The sequence below is a fragment of the Streptococcus sp. C300 genome, from assembly GCF_000187645.1.
GTDB classification, from domain to species: Bacteria; Bacillota; Bacilli; order Lactobacillales; family Streptococcaceae; genus Streptococcus; species Streptococcus oralis_CQ.
The window spans coordinates 840603-859365 of sequence record NZ_GL732466.1 but is presented as its reverse complement, the minus strand read 5'-3'; the positions used below and the strand labels follow the sequence as shown (position 1 = coordinate 859365).

The window sequence follows — 18763 nt, the reverse complement described above, 5'->3', positions numbered from 1 at the left end:
AATTTCTATAAGAAAAAATGTCAAATATGCGATTTTCTAAAATAGGGCATTTTTCGTGTTATACTGTCTTTATTTCATAGTATAGGAGAAAATAAAATGAAAAAGATAATCTCACGCTACTACTTGTTTGTAACTATTCTACTTGTCATTGCTGACCAGTTCTTCATTCGTTTGCTTTTACATAGCGATCTTGCTGCTGGTCTATCCGACTTTTCCTATTATTTGTCGGATATGCTGTTGAATTTTCTTGTGGTTTTGCTTGCTATTACTGTTATGGTTTGGTCAGGTAAATGGCAGAAAATTAACAGTCGAAAATTTAGAGGTTCCTATCTTTTTTATTCCTTTTTAGCTCTTCTTGCTTTTGTTATTTGGAATTTCGTCACATTTTATCTTTTCCCATCTACCAAAAATGAAATTGCTTATCAACTGGATGTCCCTACTTTTACAGGAGCTACAGCATTTTTGATGTATTTTTTCTATCCTGTGATTGCAGGTCCCATTTTTGAAGAGATGATTTATCGTGGATTGGTGATGACCGCTCTGGAAAAAGGAAAGAAATGGGGACTGGATGTGCTTGGATCTGCTACTTTGTTTGGAATCTTGCACATTAGTAATCACGGTTGGGTCTTGACAGACTTTTTCGTATATATGGGTGGCGGTCTCATATTTGCAGTTTTATTTAGAGTAACCAAGTCCATTTATTGGCCTATTGGACTGCATATAGTCTACAATGGCATTGGTCAAATTTTACCGTTGCTGTAATTTTAGGTGCTCAGCAATATCGGTCTATCCTTGGGGAGAACTTCCCATTTGAACTCAAAAAGGAGTTGCGATGAAAGTATTTATTCAAAATAGAGATTTTAGGCAATTAACCATCAACCAGTGGATCTCAACGGTTGGGGATACGATTTTTTATCTTGCTTTTTTGAATTATGTGGCAGACGCTTCGTTTGCCCCCTTGGCGATTTTACTCATTACGATTTCAGAGACTGTTCCTCAAGTTCTGCAAATCTTTATGGGAGTTTTGGCTGACTTTCAACACCATCGTGTTCTAAAGTATACGCTTATTAGTTTTGTCAAATTTGTACTTTATTCTATAGTTGCACTTTCGCTTTCAGGGCAGTCCTTTTCCTTATGGCTCGTATTCTTTATTTGTTTAATGAATCTCTTGTCGGATACATTGAGTTACTTTTCAGGAGCCATGCTAACTCCTATTTTTATAAGAATCATTGGGAAAGAACATCTGACAGAAGCCATTGGTTTTAAACAATCAACAGTTAGTTTAGTTCGGACAATCAGTAATATTCTAGGAGGGATTTTACTAGGAATTCTTTCCATTCAGTTCATTTCCTTGCTAAACGCTCTGACGTTTCTGATAGCATTTGTAGGTATTCTTCTCATAAAAAATGATCTTTTGAAAGTTGAAAAAACAATTAGCTATCAAGAAGGTCTTTCTATAAAATCGTTTTGCCAGCATTTGTTCCAATCATCGAAATTGATCTGGAATATGGATAGAGTGATCTTCATTTTGTTTATCGTCTCTATCAGCCAAGCTGTGATCAATGTCACTGTTCCTATTTCGACTCTTTTTTTAAGAAACCAACCGTTTTTGAATTTACAAACTGGTCAATCACTCGCTTTGTTATCAACACTAGAATTGTTAGCACTTATTGTCGGAAGTCTTGTGAGCGGCTATCTGAAAAATACGATTTCTATAAAAACAGCTCTATACGCTTCGGTCGTCATCCAGTTACTCCTTCTAGTAGGATTTGCCACAGTTCATTTTGGCTTGATTCTGCTTTTCAGTTCCTTGGATGCCTTCATCGCAGGGTTACTTTCTCCTAGATTGCAAGAACTCGTCTTTAAACAAATACCTGAGGAGTCAATGGGAGCGGTTCAATCCTCTATCGGTGCTATTACGGTTGTTTTACCAAGTCTATTCACAATTGTTTTCGTAACGATTGCTACAAGTTTTGGGACCCTAGCGGTCAGCTTTATTCTATTGCTATTACTCCTAACCGCATTTGTCATGCTCTTGAATATTCGTGAGAGCATTTAGCGGAGAATTTGCATAATATGTGTTTGAGACTGGATTGCCAGTCTTTTTCTTATCTCCAATATCTAATAGTAGTCCCTACTCAGTCCATTGTTACCTTAAATGAAAAGTAATTTTAGAATCTAATCACGGAACCCGACTCTATCAAAGTTTGTCAATCCTAGACTTTTCTTGTATAGTAGATATATGAAAATTACAAAAATAATCAGTAGTCTGCTTGCTATTGGAGCTTTACTCATGCTTTTATCAGCTTGCCAGAATATCAAAAAGACACAACTGGTCTTGTTTGAATCCCTTTCGTTCGGTATGTCTCCTAAATCTTTTGAAGAAGGATTGGGAAAGGCTAGCGAGGTAGAGGAAGAAAAGGAAACAGCTTATCGTGATACTTGGCGTGCAGAAGATCCGTATTTCTATAAAACAGGTCGCCTTTTCTATCACTATGAGCAGATTACTTTGAAAGGCTATACTGGTCGAGCAACCTTTACATTTTCAAAATCGCATCACTTGGAAACAGTAGCGGCTTATTTTCCCGTTACCTCAAAAGCTGAGCAGGAAGCATTGCTCGATAACTTATCCCAGACTGTAAAAAAAGAACTGGAAGAACTCCCAGATTACCAGTCTATGACCACTGATCCGGTAGGGCTATACGATGACGGTTATCGCTACAAGGTCAAATTGAAGGGACAACAGTGGGAACTCTGGGTTGATGTCTATCCAACAGAAAATAAATATGCTACAGACACAGAAACCGATAAGTATACTATCCGAGTGGATCAATTTCTTATGTATCCATGATACTCCCTCTTCAGCACTTTTTGCTGGCAATAAGTTTCGAATCCGAAACTTTTTTCTCTTTTATGAATGTGTTATAATATTCCTTGCTGTGACTGTGACCTTGAACAGTCTCAAACGAAGAAAATAAGAGGAAAAAGATGAAAGAAAAAGGATTTTGGGAAGGTGTACAGGCGGCCATGCCGACTGCCCTTGGCTATGTCAGCATTGGTCTGGCTTGTGGGATTATCGGTGCGCCCTATGTGACACCTGTTGAGATGGGCTTGATGAGCCTCTTTGTTTATGCTGGGAGCGCCCAGTTTGCCATGTTAGCATTGATTGCGGTCCAAGCACCTGTCGCAGCTATTGCTATGACGGTCTTTTTGATCAACTTGCGCCTCTTTTTGCTGAGCTTGCATGCATCGACCTATTTCCGTCATACTAGTCTCTGGCAAAATATCGGTATGTCTAGCCTCTTGACAGATGAGACTTACGGGGTTTTGATGGGAGAATTAGCCCATACAGACAAGGTCAATCCTATGTGGATGCATGGGAACAATCTCAACAGCTATGTAGCTTGGTTTGTGGGGACAGTAGTCGGAACAGCTCTAGGTGGACTCCTACCAAATCCAGAAATTTTTGGTTTAGATTTTGCCCTTGTGGGAATGTTTATCGGGATTTTTGCTTCGCAGTTCCAGATTATGCAAAGACGGATTCCTGTCCGCAATCTGCTGAAGATCCTAGCAGTTGTTACGGTGTCTTTCTTTTTGCTCTTGACAGTGGTGTCTCAGTCACTAGCTGTTCTGTTTGCGACGCTACTTGGTTGTACGATGGGGGTGCTTTTAGATGGTCAGTAAATATCTTTTGTTAGCCATTATCTTTTCGGGCCTAGTGACTTGGGTTCCCCGTATGATTCCTTTCATCTTGGTCAAGTACAAGGGGTTGCCAGCTATCGTAGAGCGATTTTTGAAGTTCTTGCCTGTTTCCATTATCTTTGCCTTGATTCTTTCAAGCGTAGTGACCGGTAAGGTTGGCAGCCTTCCTCAGATCAAGTGGTTGGACTTCTTGGCAGTCTTTCCAACGGTTTGGGTAGCCTTTCGCTACCGCAATCTAGTTGCTACAGTTCTCTTTGGAGTGGTCTTGATTGCAGTCTTGCGTCTGGTCTTTTAGTCAGCCATAAAAAAAACCTATCACCGAGATAGATATCATATAATGGCGAAAAAAAATATTTTCTGTTAAGATAGTAAAGTATTCTATTTTGGAGGAAATGACATGAAAAAAATCGTCAAATATTCATCTCTTGTTGCTCTAGGACTTGTTGCCGCAGGTGTACTAGCAGCTTGCTCAGGTGGAGATAAGAAAGATACTGCAACTAGCGAAGCAGCATCTGGTAAGAAAGAAATTATCGTTGCAACCAATGCTTCACCAAAACCATTTAACTACGAAGAAAATGGCGAGTTGACTGGTTATGAGATTGAAGTAGTCCGTGCTATCTTTAAAGACTCTGACAAATACGATGTCAAGTTTGAAAAGACAGAGTGGTCAGGTGTCTTTGCAGGTCTTGATAGCGACCGTTATCAAATGGCTGTAAACAATATCAGCTATACCAAAGAACGTGCTGAAAAGTACCTTTATGCAGCGCCAACTGCTAAAAACCCTAACGTTCTCGTTGTGAAGAAAGACGACAACAGCATCAAGTCGCTTGATGATATCGGAGGCAAGTCTACTGAGGTTGTTCAAGGGACAACATCAGCTAAACAGCTAGAAGATTATAACAAACAACACGCTGACAATCCAACGGTTCTTAACTATACCAAGGCTGATTTCCAACAAATCATGTCTCGTTTGAGCGATGGTCAGTTTGACTACAAGATCTTTGATAAGATCGGTGTTGAAACAGTTATCAAGAACCAAGGTTTGGACAACTTGAAAGTCATTGAACTTCCAAGCGACCAACAACCTTACGTTTACCCACTTCTTGCAAAAGGTCAAGATGAGTTGAAATCATTTGTAGACAAACGTATCCAAGAACTCTACAAAGACGGAACTCTTGAAAAATTGTCTAAACAGTTCTTCGGAGACACGTATCTCCCAGCAGAAGCTGATATTAAATAGTCGTATGAAATCATCCAGTCTGAGAAAGGCGGATGATTTCTCAATTTTTAGGTATATAGTTTCAAACTATATGTCTGCCTATCTAATAACAATTTGCTAAATCAAATAAAGTATGAGATACTATTACGGTATTATTTTTAAAGGAGATAGAATCATGAAAATTAAAAAATGGCTCGGTGTAGCAGCTCTTGCTACAGTCGCAGGTTTGGCTCTTGCAGCTTGCGGAAATTCAGAAAAGAAAGCAGACAACGAAACAGTTGTCAAAATTGCAACAGTTAACCGTAGCGGTTCTGAAGAAGCGCGTTGGGATAAAATCCAAGAATTGGTTGAAAAAGATGGAATTAAATTGGAATTCACAGAGTTCACTGACTACTCTCAACCAAACAAGGCAACTGCTGATGGCGAAGTAGACTTGAACGCCTTCCAACACTACAACTTCTTGAATAACTGGAACAAAGAAAACGGGAAAGACCTTGTAGCGATTGCAGATACCTATATCTCACCAATCCGCCTTTACTCAGGTAAAAATGGGGAAGAAAACAAGTACACCAAAGTGGAAGAAATCCCAGATAACGGTGAAATCGCCGTACCAAACGATGCAACAAACGAAAGCCGTGCGCTTTACTTGCTTCAATCAGCTGGTTTGATCAAATTGGATGTTTCTGGAACTGCCCTTGCAACAGTTGCTAACATCACAGAAAATCCAAAGAACTTGAAGATTACTGAATTGGACGCTAGCCAAACAGCTCGTTCATTGTCATCAGTTGATGCTGCCGTTGTAAATAATACCTTCGTTACAGAAGCAAAATTGGACTACAAGAAAGCACTCTTCAAAGAACAAGCTGATGAAAACTCAAAACAATGGTACAACATCATTGTTGCGAAAAAAGATTGGGAATCATCACCTAAGGCTGATGCCATCAAGAAAATTATCGCAGCTTACCACACTGATGAAGTGAAAAAAGTTATCGAAGAAACATCAGACGGTTTGGACCAACCAGTTTGGTAATAAGACACAGGGAGGTGGGAGAGAGTTTCCACCTCTTGCTTTTGTATAGAGAGTTGATTTTAAAGAGGCACTTGTGGTCGTTCTAAGGACACAAGTACGTAGTAGAAAGAGAGAGAAAATGGTTTTTCCTAGCGAACAAGAGCAGATTGAAAAATTTGAGAAGGATCATGTGGCCCAACATTATTTTGAAGTCTTGCGCACCTTGATTTCCAAGAAATCAGTCTTTGCCCAACAGGTTGGACTCAAGGAGGTCGCAAACTATCTGGGTGAGATTTTCAAGCGTGTAGGGGCTGAAGTGGAGATTGATGAGAGCTATACGGCTCCCTTTGTCATGGCGCATTTCAAGAGTTCGCGTCCGGATGCCAAGACCTTGATCTTCTATAATCACTATGACACCGTGCCAGCGGATGGCGACCAGGTGTGGACAGAGAATCCTTTTACCCTTTCTGTGCGAAATGACTTTATGTATGGGCGTGGGGTTGACGACGACAAAGGCCACATCACAGCTCGTTTGAGTGCTTTGAGAAAGTATATGCAGCACCACGATGACCTACCTGTCAATATCAGCTTTATCATGGAAGGGGCAGAGGAGTCTGCTTCCATGGATCTAGATAAGTATTTAGAGAAACACGCAGACAAACTTCGTGGGGCGGACTTGCTAGTCTGGGAACAAGGGACCAAGAACGTCTTGGAACAGCTGGAAATCTCTGGTGGAAACAAGGGGATTGTGACCTTTGATGCCAAGGTGAAAAGTGCGGATGTGGATATCCACTCGAGTTATGGTGGTGTCGTGGAGTCAGCGCCGTGGTATCTTATCCAGGCCTTAAGTAGTCTGCGAGCTGCTGATGGACGTATTTTGGTAGAAGGCTTGTACGAGAATGTTCAAGAGCCAAATGAACGAGAACTAGCCTTGGTAGACACCTACGCCCAACGCAATCCTGAGGAAATCAGTCGCATTTATGGCTTGGAATTGCCTCTCTTACAAGAGGATCGTGCAGCCTTTCTAAAACGTTTCTTTTTCGAGCCAGCCCTTAATATCGAAGGGATTCAGTCAGGTTATCAAGGGCAAGGGGTTAAAACGATTTTGCCAGCAGAAGCCAGTGCTAAGCTAGAGGTTCGTTTGGTTCCTGGCCTAGAACCGCATGATGTTCTGGAAAAAATTCGGAAACAGCTAGACAAAAATGGCTTTGATAAGGTAGAATTATACTATACCTTGGGAGAGATGAGCTATCGAAGCGATATGAGCGCACCAGCCATTCTCAATGTGATCGAGTTGGCCAAGAAATTCTATCCACAGGGCGTTTCAGTCTTGCCGACAACAGCGGGGACAGGACCTATGCATACGGTCTTTGATGCCCTAGAGGTACCAATGGTGGCCTTCGGTCTAGGAAATGCCAATAGCCGAGACCATGGTGGAGATGAAAACGTGCGAATCGCCGATTACTACACCCATATTGAATTAGTAGAGGAGCTGATTAGAAGCTATGAGTAGAGATATTATCAAGTTAGATCAGATTGATGTGACTTTTCACCAAAAGAAGAGAACCATCACAGCGGTCAAGGATGTGACCATTCACATCCAAGAAGGGGATATCTACGGAATCGTTGGATATTCTGGAGCAGGGAAATCAACCCTTGTACGGGTGATTAACCTCTTGCAAAAACCATCTGCAGGGAAAATTACCATTGACGACGATGTGATTTTTGATGGCAAGGTGACCTTGACGGCAGAGCAGTTGCGTCGTAAACGTCAGGATATCGGGATGATTTTTCAGCATTTTAACCTCATGAGTCAGAAGACAGCAGAGGAGAATGTGGCCTTTGCCCTCAAACACTCTGGACTCAGCAAGGAAGAAAAGAAAGCCAAAGTAGCTAAGTTGTTAGACTTGGTTGGCTTGGCAGATCGTGCTGAAAACTACCCTTCACAACTATCGGGAGGGCAAAAACAGCGTGTGGCTATTGCGCGTGCCTTGGCCAATGATCCAAAAATCTTGATTTCAGATGAGTCAACATCTGCCCTTGACCCTAAGACAACCAAGCAGATTTTGGCCTTGTTGCAAGATTTGAACCAAAAATTAGGCTTGACGGTTGTCTTGATTACGCATGAAATGCAGATTGTCAAAGACATTGCCAACCGTGTGGCAGTCATGCAGGATGGCCGTTTGATTGAAGAGGGTAGTGTCCTTGAAATCTTCTCAGACCCTAAACAACCTTTGACCCAGGACTTTATCTCAACTGCCACAGGTATTGACGAAGCAATGGTCAAGATTGAGAAGCAAGAAATCGTAGAACATTTATCTGAGAACAGTATTTTAGTGCAGCTCAAGTATGCAGGGGCTTCAACAGACGAGCCACTTTTGAATGAATTGTACAAACATTACCAAGTAACGGCCAATATCCTCTATGGAAATATCGAAATTCTCGATGGCACTCCTGTCGGAGAATTGGTGGTGGTCTTGTCAGGTGAAAAAGTAGCGCTAGCAGGTGCCCAAGATGCCATCCGTCAGGCTGGTGTGCAGTTAAAAGTATTGAAGGGAGGACAGTAAAATGACAGATTTGATTCAAACTTATCTACCAAATGTCTATAAGATGGGCTGGGCTGGTCAGGCAGGCTGGGGAACAGCCATCTACCTAACTCTTTATATGACAGTTCTTTCCTTCATCATCGGAGGGTTCTTGGGGTTGGTGGCAGGTCTTTTCCTCGTCTTGACAGCGCCAGGCGGTGTCTTGGAGAACAAGGTTGTTTTCTGGATTTTAGATAAGATTACCTCTATTTTCCGTGCGGTTCCCTTTATCATCCTCTTGGCAATCATGTCGCCACTCTCTCACTTGATCGTCAAGACTAGTATCGGGCCAAATGCAGCTCTTGTCCCCCTTTCTTTTGCGGTCTTTGCCTTCTTTGCCCGTCAGGTGCAGGTTGTCTTGGCTGAGCTGGATGGCGGTGTCATTGAGGCAGCTCAAGCGAGCGGAGCGACCTTCTGGGATATCGTGGGTGTTTACCTATCAGAAGGTCTTCCAGATTTGATTCGTGTGACGACTGTGACCTTGATTTCCCTTGTTGGTGAAACAGCTATGGCAGGAGCAGTTGGTGCTGGTGGTATCGGTAATGTGGCCATTGCCTATGGATTTAACCGTTACAATCACGATGTGACCATCTTGGCAACCATCATTATCATCTTGATTATCTTTACAATCCAGTTCTTGGGAGATTTCTTGACCAAGAAATTAAGTCATAAATAAATGGAAGGAGTTCAAAGAGACTCCTTTTTGTTTTCTCACCGAAATGCAAGAAGGATAAAGCTTCTTTTTAGAAATATGCTATAATAAATAAAGGTCCCCAATTAGCAAGTCAGAAAGTTTGCTATAGAAGGGATGATAATGTAAAGGAGTTTGGCTGGTATGAATTATTTCGAGGAGAATGAGTTTTTCCTTCTCTTATCTGTAGTTTTACTGATTGGTTTTGTGGTAAACTTTTTTGAAAAACGTAAGGACTACTATATTTTGGTGCTCTCCCTCTTATTTGCAGGAGCTATCTATGGTAAGAGTCGAGCGATGATGGTCTATTTGCTTGCCTTTGTCGTTTATCAATATTTTCTGGTTTTTCTAGCACAGAGGATAGAGGCAAAGCGGCTGAAACCACTGGTTTTCCTTTCCATTCTTCCTTTAGTAATCAATAAAGTCTTTGCCCTGACTTCTCTGCATTTGTTGGCCTTTATTGGAATTTCTTACATGTCCTTTAAGACCATTCAGATCATGTTAGAGATATCGGATGGCTTGATCAAAGAAAAAGTCAGTGTAAAAGATTATCTACAGTTTTTACTCTTTTTCCCAACAGTTAGTGCTGGTCCGATTGATCGGAGTAGGAGATTTTTAAAAGAGATAAACGAGGTCATGCCTCGAAAAGAGTATCTAGAGTTAGCAGGGGACGGTGTGTATCGTATTGTTCTAGGCCTTCTTTACAAGGTTGTTTTATCAACCTATGTTTACCAGATGTTACTCACTCTAAGCAATACGGGTACAGTCGTCTACTCAATTAAGTATATGTACCTCTATACCTTGTATCTGTTCTTCGACTTTGCAGGCTATAGTCTAATGGCCGTTGGAAGTAGTAACATTCTAGGTATTCAGACACCGATGAACTTTAACAAACCTTTCTTGAGTGTTGATATCAAGGATTTCTGGACCAGATGGCATATCACCTTGTCGACCTGGTTGAGAGATTTTGTATTTTCAAGAGTATTGATGCAGGTTATCAGGAAAAAATGGTTTAAAAATAGACTACACAATGCAACCTATGCCTATATGGTCAATATGTTGGTCATGGGTTTTTGGCATGGTCTTAGTGTTAGTTACATTGTCTATGGTTTTTACCATGGTGTCTTGATGGCTGGATTTGAAGTGTATCAAAAGAAAAGCAATTTTTATAAGAAAAATAAAAACAAAAACTGGTATAAGCTACTAAGTTGGTTTGTGACCATGAATTTGGTTATGGTTGGTTTCTTTATCTTTTCAGGTGAACCCTATAAAATCTTACTGACGATTTTAAAGAGATAAGAGATTGAAAAGAAGTCTGCCAGATTGAAGGGATAGGATAAAACGAGATGATTAAATTAAAAGCATTTTTACTATCGCTTGTGCTCGTAATTGCGACGCTTGCCCTTTTAAATGTGACCTATGTCAAGAAGATTGATGATTATTATAAAGTCAAGGATAACAGTATTCGTTATAGCACCTCGTATGAAAAGTATAAAAGTAGAGATATTCTAACAAGCAATATCACTCCCAATACACTGGTTCTAATGGGTTCTTCAGAGTTGGTTGCAACGATAAATGAAGACTATCATCCAAATAAAATTTTTAACTACAACGATTTTAATATCATGCAGATTGGGACTAGTTATTCTCAAAACATCATTCAGGCTACGACCTTGGGCTCTATTGAAGGATCTATGAGTAAGCGAAAAGTAGCTATAGTAGAGTCGGTTCAGTGGTTTGAAAAAGATGGGACCCATCAAGATGCCTTTTTGAACAAGGCTTCTCAGGAACATATTTTCCACATGCTAGATAATGACAAGATTAGTAAGGAAACGAAAGAGAAACTGATCAATCGCATTATCGAGATTACCAAGGGAAACAAGCAACAAAATGACATCTACAAAAAATACAAAAGTTATTTCATAGATGGAAAAGGAACTATTGTTGAAAAAAAACTATTAGAGTTTGAGAACGTGATGTATTCCTTTAAGCTCAAACAGACTTTTTATCAAAAACATGCCAAATCAGATTATCCTTCGCTAGGAGACAAAACCCCAGACTATGATTGGGAAAAAATGACGGATCGGTTTGTGGAAGAGGTCAAAAAGAAAACAGACAATAATGACTATGCTGTTGATAATAATTACTACAATACTTACTTAAAAGACCGCTATGCATCACTGAAAGATTCCAATAAAGATTTGAGTTACCTAGAGTCACCAGAGTATTCAGATATGGAACTCTTCTTGACAGTTGCCAAGGAATTGGGCATTGAAGTTGAGGTCATTATTTTCCCAGTAAACGGGAAATGGAATGACTATACGGGTATCTCAAGAGAGATGCGAGAAAAAACTTATAAAAAAATAGAAGATGTCGCAAAAAGCCATGGTGCAACTGTACTAAACTATGGAAACAGAGAGTATGATAATTACTTTTTATTTGACGTGATGCACGTTGGAGTGAAAGGATGGATGGAAGTTGAAAAAGAACTTTATAAATTTGCAAACCAAGCTAACTAATACACATCGTTTAATCTTGTGGACACTATTTTTCTATACGGTTATCTTGAGCATCGTGATTTACTGTTTTGTGACCGATTTTTCGAATATTCAAGAATTTATCTATAGTGAATTTTAAGATTGTATACAAAAAGGCCCTGGAACTAGGCATAGCTAGTCTTCAGGGCTTTTATCTTATAGTTTATCAGCTATTTTTTGACTTAGAAATTGGCCAATAACAGCCCCAATCAAGGCACCTAGGAGGATGCTTGAAACAAAGAGAAGGATTTTGTCCAACTCTGGAGCGACCATGATACGCTCAATGTATTCTTGGGATTTCCCACGTGCAAGTAAGGTGGCCACGTAAGCTTTGGGACGGATCCACATGAGGAAGATAGGGCCACTTGTGCTAAAAGCAAAGACGAGGAAGGAGAGGGTGTTTTTGATTCGATCTCTGTAGTTTCCGAGACGAGCGATGGCATCTGCTGCAAGACCACAGGCGAGTCCTGGGAGAAAGGCACCAGCGCCATGCTTGCTAGCTAGGAAGAAAAGTGCCATAAAAAGTCCTAGAGTGGTGATAGCGCCAAAACGAGGGACCTTCGTCAAAAGAAGCATGTAGACACTGCCACCGACAAGGGCAGAAAAGGCCGGCGCGTAGAACATATTGCCTGTTTGATCGACCAGGTGTCCTAGGAAGACTCCAATCCCTAGACAGAGGAAATAAAGGACGGCGGCCAAGAGGGTGGTTAAGATATTTTTCTTCATGAGAATCTCCTTGATGCGAATTAACAAAACCAATTGTATCACGCTTTTTGAGGATTGTAAATGGGAGTTCTATATTTTTGAAAACGTTTGAAATATGATATAATAGTTACATCATTAGTTTAAGGAGAGTAGCATGGGAAAATTTCTAGAATTCGTCTTTAATCGTATCTTTTTGGGAATGATTGCGACGGCTTATTTCTGGCTATTAACACTTGCAGGAGGAGTAGTCTTTGGTTTGGCACCAGCTAGTGCAACTCTTATGAGTTTGTATGCGGAGCATGGGTATACCTATCGAGCATACCATTTGAAGGAAGCTTGGGAATTGTATAAGAGCAATTTTGTCAAGAGCAATCTGGCTTTCTATAGTTTTGTGTTTGTGGATCTTGTTCTGATTTATGGTTTGTATCTTCTAGTTCAATTGCCCCACCAGACGATTTTCTACCTTTTGGCGACCTTTCTCAACGTCCTTGTAGTTGCTCTTGTCTTTCTAGCCTATACTGTGTCCTTGAAACTTCAGGTGTACTTTGATTTATCCTACCAAAATACCTTGAAACTGTCCCTTATCGGGATTTTTATGAGCTTACCTGCGATTGCCAAGGTTTTACTCGGGTCCGCTCTCCTTGTAGGAGTTGGTTATTATATGCCTGCCTTGCTCTTTTTTGTAGGAATTGGAATGTGGCATTTCTTTATCAGTGATATGTTGGAACCTATTTATGAAAGTATCCATGAAAAATTGGCGACAAAATAGAATGAAGCAGTTTTGGCTTCACTCTCTTTTACGGATTTATAGTTTGGTTATGATCGTGGTCATTGCCAGTTTTGCAATTATGCTATCGTATGCTGACTGGGACTCGCGTGAGAAAGAGGCCCAACGGGTTGCAGAACGTGTGACCACTCGGACAGTGAGTGAAGTGGAATACTATCACAGAGAGTCAACTCAACTTGCTCAGTCTTTGGTTGAAAATCAGGCCCGCATCGAAGGAATTTACAAGTATTTTAGTCTCAGCACACCAGACTATTTCTATTGGCAATTAGAGCGTAAAACTTCGCCTTATATCTCGGTTTCCCTGTATGAAAATATTGATGACCTCTATGTTCGGAATGATTTTGTGACTGGAGTGGCTATTGTTCTTCAGGACTACAAGGAAGTCTATGTTTCGACTAGAGAAAAACGCAGTGGAGAGAAAATTCCTGCGGAGGATTTTAAGCCAACAGCCAATAGTTTTGCCATTCCTGTTTCCGATCCTGTGTCTGACAAGGATTTAGGAGTGATTTATATCTCCCTATCCCCAGATGTTTTACATGGCGCTATTGACAATACAAGGGGCCATATCCCAATGGCTGTAACAGTAACTTCGCCTTTTGAGACTGAGATGTTCCATATTGGGGAGAAGGTCTCAGCCGAGCGAGAAAACTGGTTTGTAGGTGTCACCTCTCACGGTTATCAGGTTCGAGTTGCTGTTCCTAAAAATTTTGTTCTTACAGGAACTTTGACGAGTTCAGCTGTCATTATTGGGCTAAGTATTCTCTTTATCATCATTTTGTACGTGACCCTTAGACAGACTTTTTCAAATTACCAAAAGCAGGTCGTAGACCTAGTTGATTCGATCGAGGTGATTGCTCAAGGGGAAGAAGGCCTTCGAATCGATACCTCTGAAAAAGACCAAGAATTGCTTCTCATTGCAGAAACAACCAATGATATGTTGGACCGCCTGGAAAAAAATATCCACGATATCTATCAGCTAGAGCTCAGTCAAAAAGATGCCAATATGCGAGCCCTGCAGGCTCAAATCAATCCTCACTTTATGTACAATACTCTGGAGTTTTTACGGATGTATGCCGTCATGCAAAGTCAGGATGAACTGGCGGACATTATCTATGAATTTAGTAGCTTGTTACGCAACAATATCTCCGACGAGCGGGAAACGACCTTGAAGCAGGAGTTGGAATTTTGCCGAAAATATAGCTATCTCTGTATGGTGCGTTATCCTAAATCCATTGCCTATGGTTTCAAGATTGCACCAGAATTGGAAGAAATGAGGATTCCAAAATTTACACTCCAACCATTAGTAGAAAACTACTTTGCCCATGGTGTTGACCATCGCAGAACGGATAATGTCATCAGTATCAAAGCCTTGAAGGGCCAAGGCTTCGTTGAAATCCTAGTGGAAGACAATGGTCGAGGAATGCCCGCTGAGAAACTAGCTAGCTTGCAGGAAAAATTAGCTCAGAGAAGTTTTGAACACGAAGCAAGCTACAGTGGGGAGCGGCAATCAATTGGAATAGTAAATGTGCACGAACGCTTTGTTCTCTACTTTGGGGATCGCTACCAAATCAGTGTAGAGTCAGCTGAGCAAGAAGGTGTTCGTTACCATATCACTATCCAGGATGAATAGAAAGGGTAGAAATGTATAAAGTTTTATTAGTAGACGATGAGTACATGGTGACAGAGGGGCTCAAGCGATTAATCCCCTTTGAAAAATGGGATATGCAAGTCGTCGCAACAGCTAATCACGCAGATGATGCTTTGGACTATGTTAAGAAAAATCCAGTAGATGTGGTCATTTCCGATGTCAACATGCCAGATAAGACCGGACTTGAGATGATTAGGGAAATGAAAGAGCTACTTCCAGATACCTATTATATCTTGCTGTCTGGTTATCAGGAGTTTGACTACGTCAAAAAAGCCATGAACCTTAGTGTCGTGGATTATCTGGTCAAGCCAGTAGACAAGGTGGAGTTGGGCAATTTATTAGAAAAGATTGCGCGACAGCTTCAGGAAAAGGTGGAGAAAAGTCAGACCCTCAGTCAAGAATTGGATGAGACAGGATTTACTAACTATCTGTCAGATAAAGACAGCTGGTGGATAGGACTTTCAAAGGAAAAGCAGGGATCTTTTACCATTCCTTACTACGTTTTGGGGCAAGACTGGCAGATTTTCATCTCTGATCAGCCACTAGATGGCATCGTCGTGACACCATTTGAAGCACCCTACCAGCAGTCTTTTGAGAATTGGAAGATCAATGCTGAGAAAGCCCTCTTCTACGGTTCAGTCAATCTAGAAAAATCCGAGAGTTTGTTTGCTTATTACGAGCCGATTTATCGGGTGATTATCCAAGGGAATATCAATCAAATCATCGAAGAATTAACCCTGCTAGAGAAGATTGTTTTGAAGAATACCCCGCGCGTGGCCATCACGAAGCAGCTCTTTACCCAGTTTGTCATGGATGTCTTTCATTTGTTTGAACACCTAAAAGCAGATGATATGACCGAGATTGTCAAAGCTATCCATGCCATTAATACCTTTGAAGAATTGGTTGCCTATATCAAAGAAACTTTGACCAAGTTCTTTGGCCAGTACCGCATGAATGAAAATGTGGTGAGTGTTCTGGAAGTGATTGGGCGTGATTATCAGAAAGAGCTCTCACTGAAGGATATTAGCAAGGATCTCTTTATCAATCCTGTCTATCTCGGTCAGCTGATCAAGAGGGAAACCAACTCAACCTTTGCGGAATTGCTCAATAAACAGCGAATTAAGGCAGCGCAGCAACTCTTACTTTCGACCAGTGATAGCATCGAAGATATTTGCTATGCAGTTGGCTATAGTAATGTTGGATATTTCTACAAGGTTTTCCGTAAATTGTGCGGAAAATCACCGAAAGCTTATCGGAAACAAGTTGAAACCAGCTTGTAAAAGTTGTATTCCTGTACAAAAAATGCTATAATGTTCAAAATATCTTATGGAGGAAAACATGAAAAAGAATCCTATTTATCTTTGGGTTTTGTTAGTCCTATCAGCCCTCATTTCATCTATGTCATTGTTTGGAATCTTGAGTCCATTGCCAAGTAAAGATGTGCTTCGTACAAGCCTATCTAATAGTGGGTCCCTTACTGCTCAGCAAATAGAAGACACGGTTAACTATACTTACCAAGTAACAGCGTCATCGCACTCTATTTTTAATACGTTGTTGATTGTTTTATCTGCAATTTTAGTTGTAGTAGCCTTTGTATTTCTAGTACGTAAAAATGTGCAATTCGCAAACTATGCTTATATTGGCTATGTTCTACTAGCGATTGTTGGTTTGGTTTATAGCTATATGAACGTTCAAGATGCGGTTCAATTAATCAAAGATACTACTCTCGGCTTAGGAATGGGAGCATTGGCACAAGGAACGAATATTTTGTTCATCATTATCAATGTTCTCTTTTTAGCCTTAGTCTTTTACAAGATGTGGCGCCAACAAAAAGATTTGGCCGAAGAAGTCGAAGCAGAAGAAGTTGCCTAAGTATTGACAAAAAAGAACTATCAAGTTACAATCTTGGTAGTTCTTTTTTAATCGTAAACAAAAAATCGAGGTCAACATGAAAAAAATATCCTTAGTGTATATCAGTCTGAGTGGGAATACAGAGAGTTTTGTAACCCGACTCAAGGACTATCTCTTGTCTCAGTACGAAGAAATTGAGGTCCAAAAGATCCATATCAAGGATTTGGTCAAGGAAGGGAAAGATTTCTTTGAGATGGACCATCCTTATATCGCCTTTTTACCCACCTATCTGGAAGGTGGAAATGGTGTCGACAACGGCGATGTTGAGATTCTAACGACTCCAGTGGGTGATTTTATCGCCTATGGAGACAATACTAGTAAGTGTTTTGGTGTAGTGGGATCTGGTAATCGCAATTTTAATAACCAATACTGTTTGACTGCCAAGCAGTACAGTCAGCGTTTTGGTTTCCCTGTTCTAGCAGATTTTGAAATGAGAGGCATGTTGGGAGATATTAAAAAGGTTGCAGCGATTATCGCGGATTTGTATGAGTTAGAAACAGAAAAATAAAGTAGTACTGAGGGGCAGTTGAGATTTTCAACTGCTTTTGAGTATGCAAAAAGCACCCTGTCAGGGTGCCATTTTATAAACTATCCTGCTTTTCCGATGGCAAGTGCATAGATAAAGAAGATAGCGAAGCCAAAGAGGAAAATCAATCCTGCGATAGCGAGGAGTTTTAGCCAAGAAGGAAGATTTTTATTCTCACGTGTCACCAAAACATAGTTCAAGAGAGCGAAGAATGGTGTTGTCAGGAAAGAACCGATCATGGCAAAGCGAAGCATGGTAGAAACTTGATCAGCAAAGAATTTAATAATTACGATACCAATGATAGCGGTAATGGTCATCCAGGTGTTCAAAGATTTGCGAGAATCCTCTTTTTGACGAATCAAGAGTCGCAGCGATTCCTGATTGACACGAGAGTAACCATCGATAACAGTAATAACTGTTCCAAAGATACAAAGAAAGGCGATAAAGGTGATCAAATAACGGGACCATTCTCCAAGAACAGAGGCATACATACCAACAAATTGAGAAATGTACTTGGCTGAAGCGGCTTCAACTGCCTGTCCTGTAGGATACTGAATGAGTGCTCCGAGTGCTACAAAGAATACAGCTAGGATAGCAGTTCCAATGTAACCAACGTTAAAGTCGAAAAGAGCGTCCGCTGTATTAAAGTTGACGGTCTTTTTCTTTTCAGCAGACCAGAGTGAATTGATGGCTGAAATTTCAATAGGGCAGGCATCCATCCTAAGAGGGAAACGATAAAAGGGAGGGACGCCATTTGCCAGGGTGTCTTTTCGACAAAATCAGAGCTGTATTCTGGATGCTTAATTGCCGCAATGATAACTGCAAGAACAGTTGCAATGGTCAAAGCAGACATGATCCATTTTGCCATACCATCCAATAGTTTGTAGCCACCAAAGAGTAGCATGGCCCAAATGACTGCAACAAGGATAAGGGACCATTGAGTGATGCTAAGACCAATCATTGGGAAAGCGCTAGCGATGATAGCTGAGCAAAGGATAGCGACTCCAGCTGTATTAACCATGGCAGAGAAGACGTTGAGGACAAAGAAAATCCAGAGATAGAGTTTTCCTTTTTCGGCATAACCTTCCACCAAGGTTTTACCAGTGTCGGCAGTATATTCGGCTCCAAAACGGAAAAATGGATATTTAAAAACATTGGCCAAGATAACCAAGAGGAGTAGTGACCACCCATAAGAACCACCAGCTTGAGTAGAGGATACGATATGAGAACCTCCAACGGCTGCAGAAGCCATTAGAATTCCTGGCCCCATTGCCTTTAGTTTGCTTGCCCAGGTTGACTGGTTTGATAACGTAACTTGTGACATAATAAACGCTCCTATTTTTGAATTTTCAGAATAATCTGAATAGATAGCTACTATTCTACAAAAAATCTTAAAAAAGAAATGACAAAGGCCAATTTTAGAAAAAAAATATAAGAAAAATT

18 protein-coding genes and 1 pseudogene are annotated in these 18763 nt (G+C 40.7%); 17 read left to right on the top strand and 2 right to left on the bottom strand.

The window, feature by feature from the left end; translation table 11 throughout:
* The first annotated feature begins 96 nt into the window (after positions 1-96).
* The 12 genes from HMPREF0849_RS04125 (at position 97) to dltD (ending at position 11725) form a co-directional block, all read left to right on the top strand.
* Entirely contained in the window at positions 97-762 is a 666-nt protein-coding gene (locus HMPREF0849_RS04125; RefSeq protein WP_000720903.1) for a CPBP family intramembrane glutamic endopeptidase, read from the top strand.
* A gap of 70 nt (positions 763-832) precedes the next feature.
* Positions 833-2059 carry an MFS transporter gene (locus HMPREF0849_RS04120; RefSeq protein WP_000862369.1) on the top strand — a complete coding sequence of 409 codons (1227 nt, stop codon included), beginning with the start codon at positions 833-835 and terminating at the stop codon, positions 2057-2059.
* Between the two features lie 183 nt (positions 2060-2242).
* The gene (locus tag HMPREF0849_RS04115; protein ID WP_009013588.1) at positions 2243-2851 is read left to right on the top strand and encodes a hypothetical protein; all 609 of its coding nucleotides are present in this window, start codon (positions 2243-2245) and stop codon (positions 2849-2851) included.
* A 137-nt stretch (positions 2852-2988) separates the two neighbouring features.
* Positions 2989-3684: an AzlC family ABC transporter permease gene (locus HMPREF0849_RS04110; RefSeq protein ID WP_000659756.1), complete on the top strand. Its 696-nt coding sequence runs from the start codon at positions 2989-2991 to the stop codon at positions 3682-3684.
* Positions 3674-3997: an AzlD domain-containing protein gene (locus HMPREF0849_RS04105; RefSeq protein ID WP_000253913.1), complete on the top strand. Its 324-nt coding sequence runs from the start codon at positions 3674-3676 to the stop codon at positions 3995-3997. Before HMPREF0849_RS04110 ends, HMPREF0849_RS04105 begins: the two co-directional genes overlap by 11 nt.
* 102 nt (positions 3998-4099) lie before the next feature.
* Complete coding sequence (locus HMPREF0849_RS04100; RefSeq protein ID WP_000724976.1) at positions 4100-4942, top strand: amino acid ABC transporter substrate-binding protein; 843 nt, start codon at positions 4100-4102, stop codon at positions 4940-4942.
* Positions 4943-5096: 154 nt separating this feature from the next.
* The gene (locus tag HMPREF0849_RS04095) at positions 5097-5951 is read left to right on the top strand and encodes a MetQ/NlpA family ABC transporter substrate-binding protein (protein ID WP_000694527.1); all 855 of its coding nucleotides are present in this window, start codon (positions 5097-5099) and stop codon (positions 5949-5951) included.
* 118 nt (positions 5952-6069) lie between these two features.
* The gene (locus HMPREF0849_RS04090; protein ID WP_000231791.1) at positions 6070-7443 is read left to right on the top strand and encodes a M20 family metallopeptidase; all 1374 of its coding nucleotides are present in this window, start codon (positions 6070-6072) and stop codon (positions 7441-7443) included.
* Positions 7436-8497 carry a methionine ABC transporter ATP-binding protein gene (locus tag HMPREF0849_RS04085; RefSeq protein ID WP_000085681.1) on the top strand — a complete coding sequence of 354 codons (1062 nt, stop codon included), beginning with the start codon at positions 7436-7438 and terminating at the stop codon, positions 8495-8497. The genes HMPREF0849_RS04090 and HMPREF0849_RS04085 overlap by 8 nt, the downstream gene beginning before the upstream one ends.
* A 1-nt stretch (position 8498) precedes the next feature.
* The gene (locus tag HMPREF0849_RS04080) at positions 8499-9191 is read left to right on the top strand and encodes a methionine ABC transporter permease (RefSeq protein ID WP_000130737.1); all 693 of its coding nucleotides are present in this window, start codon (positions 8499-8501) and stop codon (positions 9189-9191) included.
* A 159-nt stretch (positions 9192-9350) separates the two neighbouring features.
* Positions 9351-10505, top strand: coding sequence for a D-alanyl-lipoteichoic acid biosynthesis protein DltB (gene dltB / locus HMPREF0849_RS04075; protein ID WP_001105731.1), 1155 nt, complete (start codon positions 9351-9353; stop codon positions 10503-10505).
* Between the two features lie 47 nt (positions 10506-10552).
* Positions 10553-11725: a D-alanyl-lipoteichoic acid biosynthesis protein DltD gene (gene dltD, locus HMPREF0849_RS04070; protein ID WP_000593514.1), complete on the top strand. Its 1173-nt coding sequence runs from the start codon at positions 10553-10555 to the stop codon at positions 11723-11725.
* A gap of 174 nt (positions 11726-11899) precedes the next feature.
* On the opposite strand, the gene HMPREF0849_RS04065 is transcribed toward dltD, so the two are convergent.
* Complete coding sequence (locus tag HMPREF0849_RS04065) at positions 11900-12469, bottom strand: MptD family putative ECF transporter S component (protein ID WP_000739506.1); 570 nt, start codon at positions 12467-12469, stop codon at positions 11900-11902.
* A gap of 133 nt (positions 12470-12602) precedes the next feature.
* Between HMPREF0849_RS04065 and HMPREF0849_RS04060 the strand changes: the two genes are divergently transcribed.
* The 5 genes from HMPREF0849_RS04060 to nrdI all read left to right on the top strand — a co-directional run bounded on the left by HMPREF0849_RS04060 (position 12603) and on the right by nrdI (position 17302).
* Entirely contained in the window at positions 12603-13217 is a 615-nt protein-coding gene (locus tag HMPREF0849_RS04060; RefSeq protein WP_000514459.1) for a YesL family protein, read from the top strand.
* On the top strand, positions 13195-14865 hold the full coding sequence (locus HMPREF0849_RS04055) for a sensor histidine kinase (RefSeq protein WP_000800569.1): 1671 nt from the start codon (positions 13195-13197) through the stop codon (positions 14863-14865). The genes HMPREF0849_RS04060 and HMPREF0849_RS04055 overlap by 23 nt, the downstream gene beginning before the upstream one ends.
* Positions 14866-14876: 11 nt before the next feature.
* Positions 14877-16163 (top strand): response regulator transcription factor, encoded by a 1287-nt coding sequence (locus HMPREF0849_RS04050; protein WP_000278920.1) that lies wholly within the window; start codon positions 14877-14879, stop codon positions 16161-16163.
* Between the two features lie 58 nt (positions 16164-16221).
* A complete protein-coding gene (locus tag HMPREF0849_RS04045) occupies positions 16222-16755 on the top strand; it encodes an ABC transporter permease (protein ID WP_000740043.1) in 534 nt (177 codons plus the stop codon).
* Between the two features lie 76 nt (positions 16756-16831).
* Positions 16832-17302 carry a class Ib ribonucleoside-diphosphate reductase assembly flavoprotein NrdI gene (nrdI, locus tag HMPREF0849_RS04040; protein ID WP_000724236.1) on the top strand — a complete coding sequence of 157 codons (471 nt, stop codon included), beginning with the start codon at positions 16832-16834 and terminating at the stop codon, positions 17300-17302.
* An 80-nt stretch (positions 17303-17382) separates the two neighbouring features.
* Here the strand turns inward: nrdI and HMPREF0849_RS04035 are convergent.
* Positions 17383-18673: pseudogene (locus tag HMPREF0849_RS04035) on the bottom strand (NRAMP family divalent metal transporter).
* Between the last annotated feature and the right edge of the window lie 90 nt (positions 18674-18763).

Coding starts and splice junctions, on each gene's coding strand:
- HMPREF0849_RS04125 (WP_000720903.1), top strand. CDS start 97: ATGAAAAAGATAATCTCACGCTACTACTTGTTTGTAACTATTCTACTT.
- HMPREF0849_RS04120 (WP_000862369.1), top strand. CDS start 833: ATGAAAGTATTTATTCAAAATAGAGATTTTAGGCAATTAACCATCAAC.
- HMPREF0849_RS04115 (WP_009013588.1), top strand. CDS start 2,243: ATGAAAATTACAAAAATAATCAGTAGTCTGCTTGCTATTGGAGCTTTA.
- HMPREF0849_RS04110 (WP_000659756.1), top strand. CDS start 2,989: ATGAAAGAAAAAGGATTTTGGGAAGGTGTACAGGCGGCCATGCCGACT.
- HMPREF0849_RS04105 (WP_000253913.1), top strand. CDS start 3,674: ATGGTCAGTAAATATCTTTTGTTAGCCATTATCTTTTCGGGCCTAGTG.
- HMPREF0849_RS04100 (WP_000724976.1), top strand. CDS start 4,100: ATGAAAAAAATCGTCAAATATTCATCTCTTGTTGCTCTAGGACTTGTT.
- HMPREF0849_RS04095 (WP_000694527.1), top strand. CDS start 5,097: ATGAAAATTAAAAAATGGCTCGGTGTAGCAGCTCTTGCTACAGTCGCA.
- HMPREF0849_RS04090 (WP_000231791.1), top strand. CDS start 6,070: ATGGTTTTTCCTAGCGAACAAGAGCAGATTGAAAAATTTGAGAAGGAT.
- HMPREF0849_RS04085 (WP_000085681.1), top strand. CDS start 7,436: ATGAGTAGAGATATTATCAAGTTAGATCAGATTGATGTGACTTTTCAC.
- HMPREF0849_RS04080 (WP_000130737.1), top strand. CDS start 8,499: ATGACAGATTTGATTCAAACTTATCTACCAAATGTCTATAAGATGGGC.
- dltB (WP_001105731.1), top strand. CDS start 9,351: ATGAATTATTTCGAGGAGAATGAGTTTTTCCTTCTCTTATCTGTAGTT.
- dltD (WP_000593514.1), top strand. CDS start 10,553: ATGATTAAATTAAAAGCATTTTTACTATCGCTTGTGCTCGTAATTGCG.
- HMPREF0849_RS04065 (WP_000739506.1), bottom strand. CDS start 12,469: ATGAAGAAAAATATCTTAACCACCCTCTTGGCCGCCGTCCTTTATTTC.
- HMPREF0849_RS04060 (WP_000514459.1), top strand. CDS start 12,603: ATGGGAAAATTTCTAGAATTCGTCTTTAATCGTATCTTTTTGGGAATG.
- HMPREF0849_RS04055 (WP_000800569.1), top strand. CDS start 13,195: ATGAAAAATTGGCGACAAAATAGAATGAAGCAGTTTTGGCTTCACTCT.
- HMPREF0849_RS04050 (WP_000278920.1), top strand. CDS start 14,877: ATGTATAAAGTTTTATTAGTAGACGATGAGTACATGGTGACAGAGGGG.
- HMPREF0849_RS04045 (WP_000740043.1), top strand. CDS start 16,222: ATGAAAAAGAATCCTATTTATCTTTGGGTTTTGTTAGTCCTATCAGCC.
- nrdI (WP_000724236.1), top strand. CDS start 16,832: ATGAAAAAAATATCCTTAGTGTATATCAGTCTGAGTGGGAATACAGAG.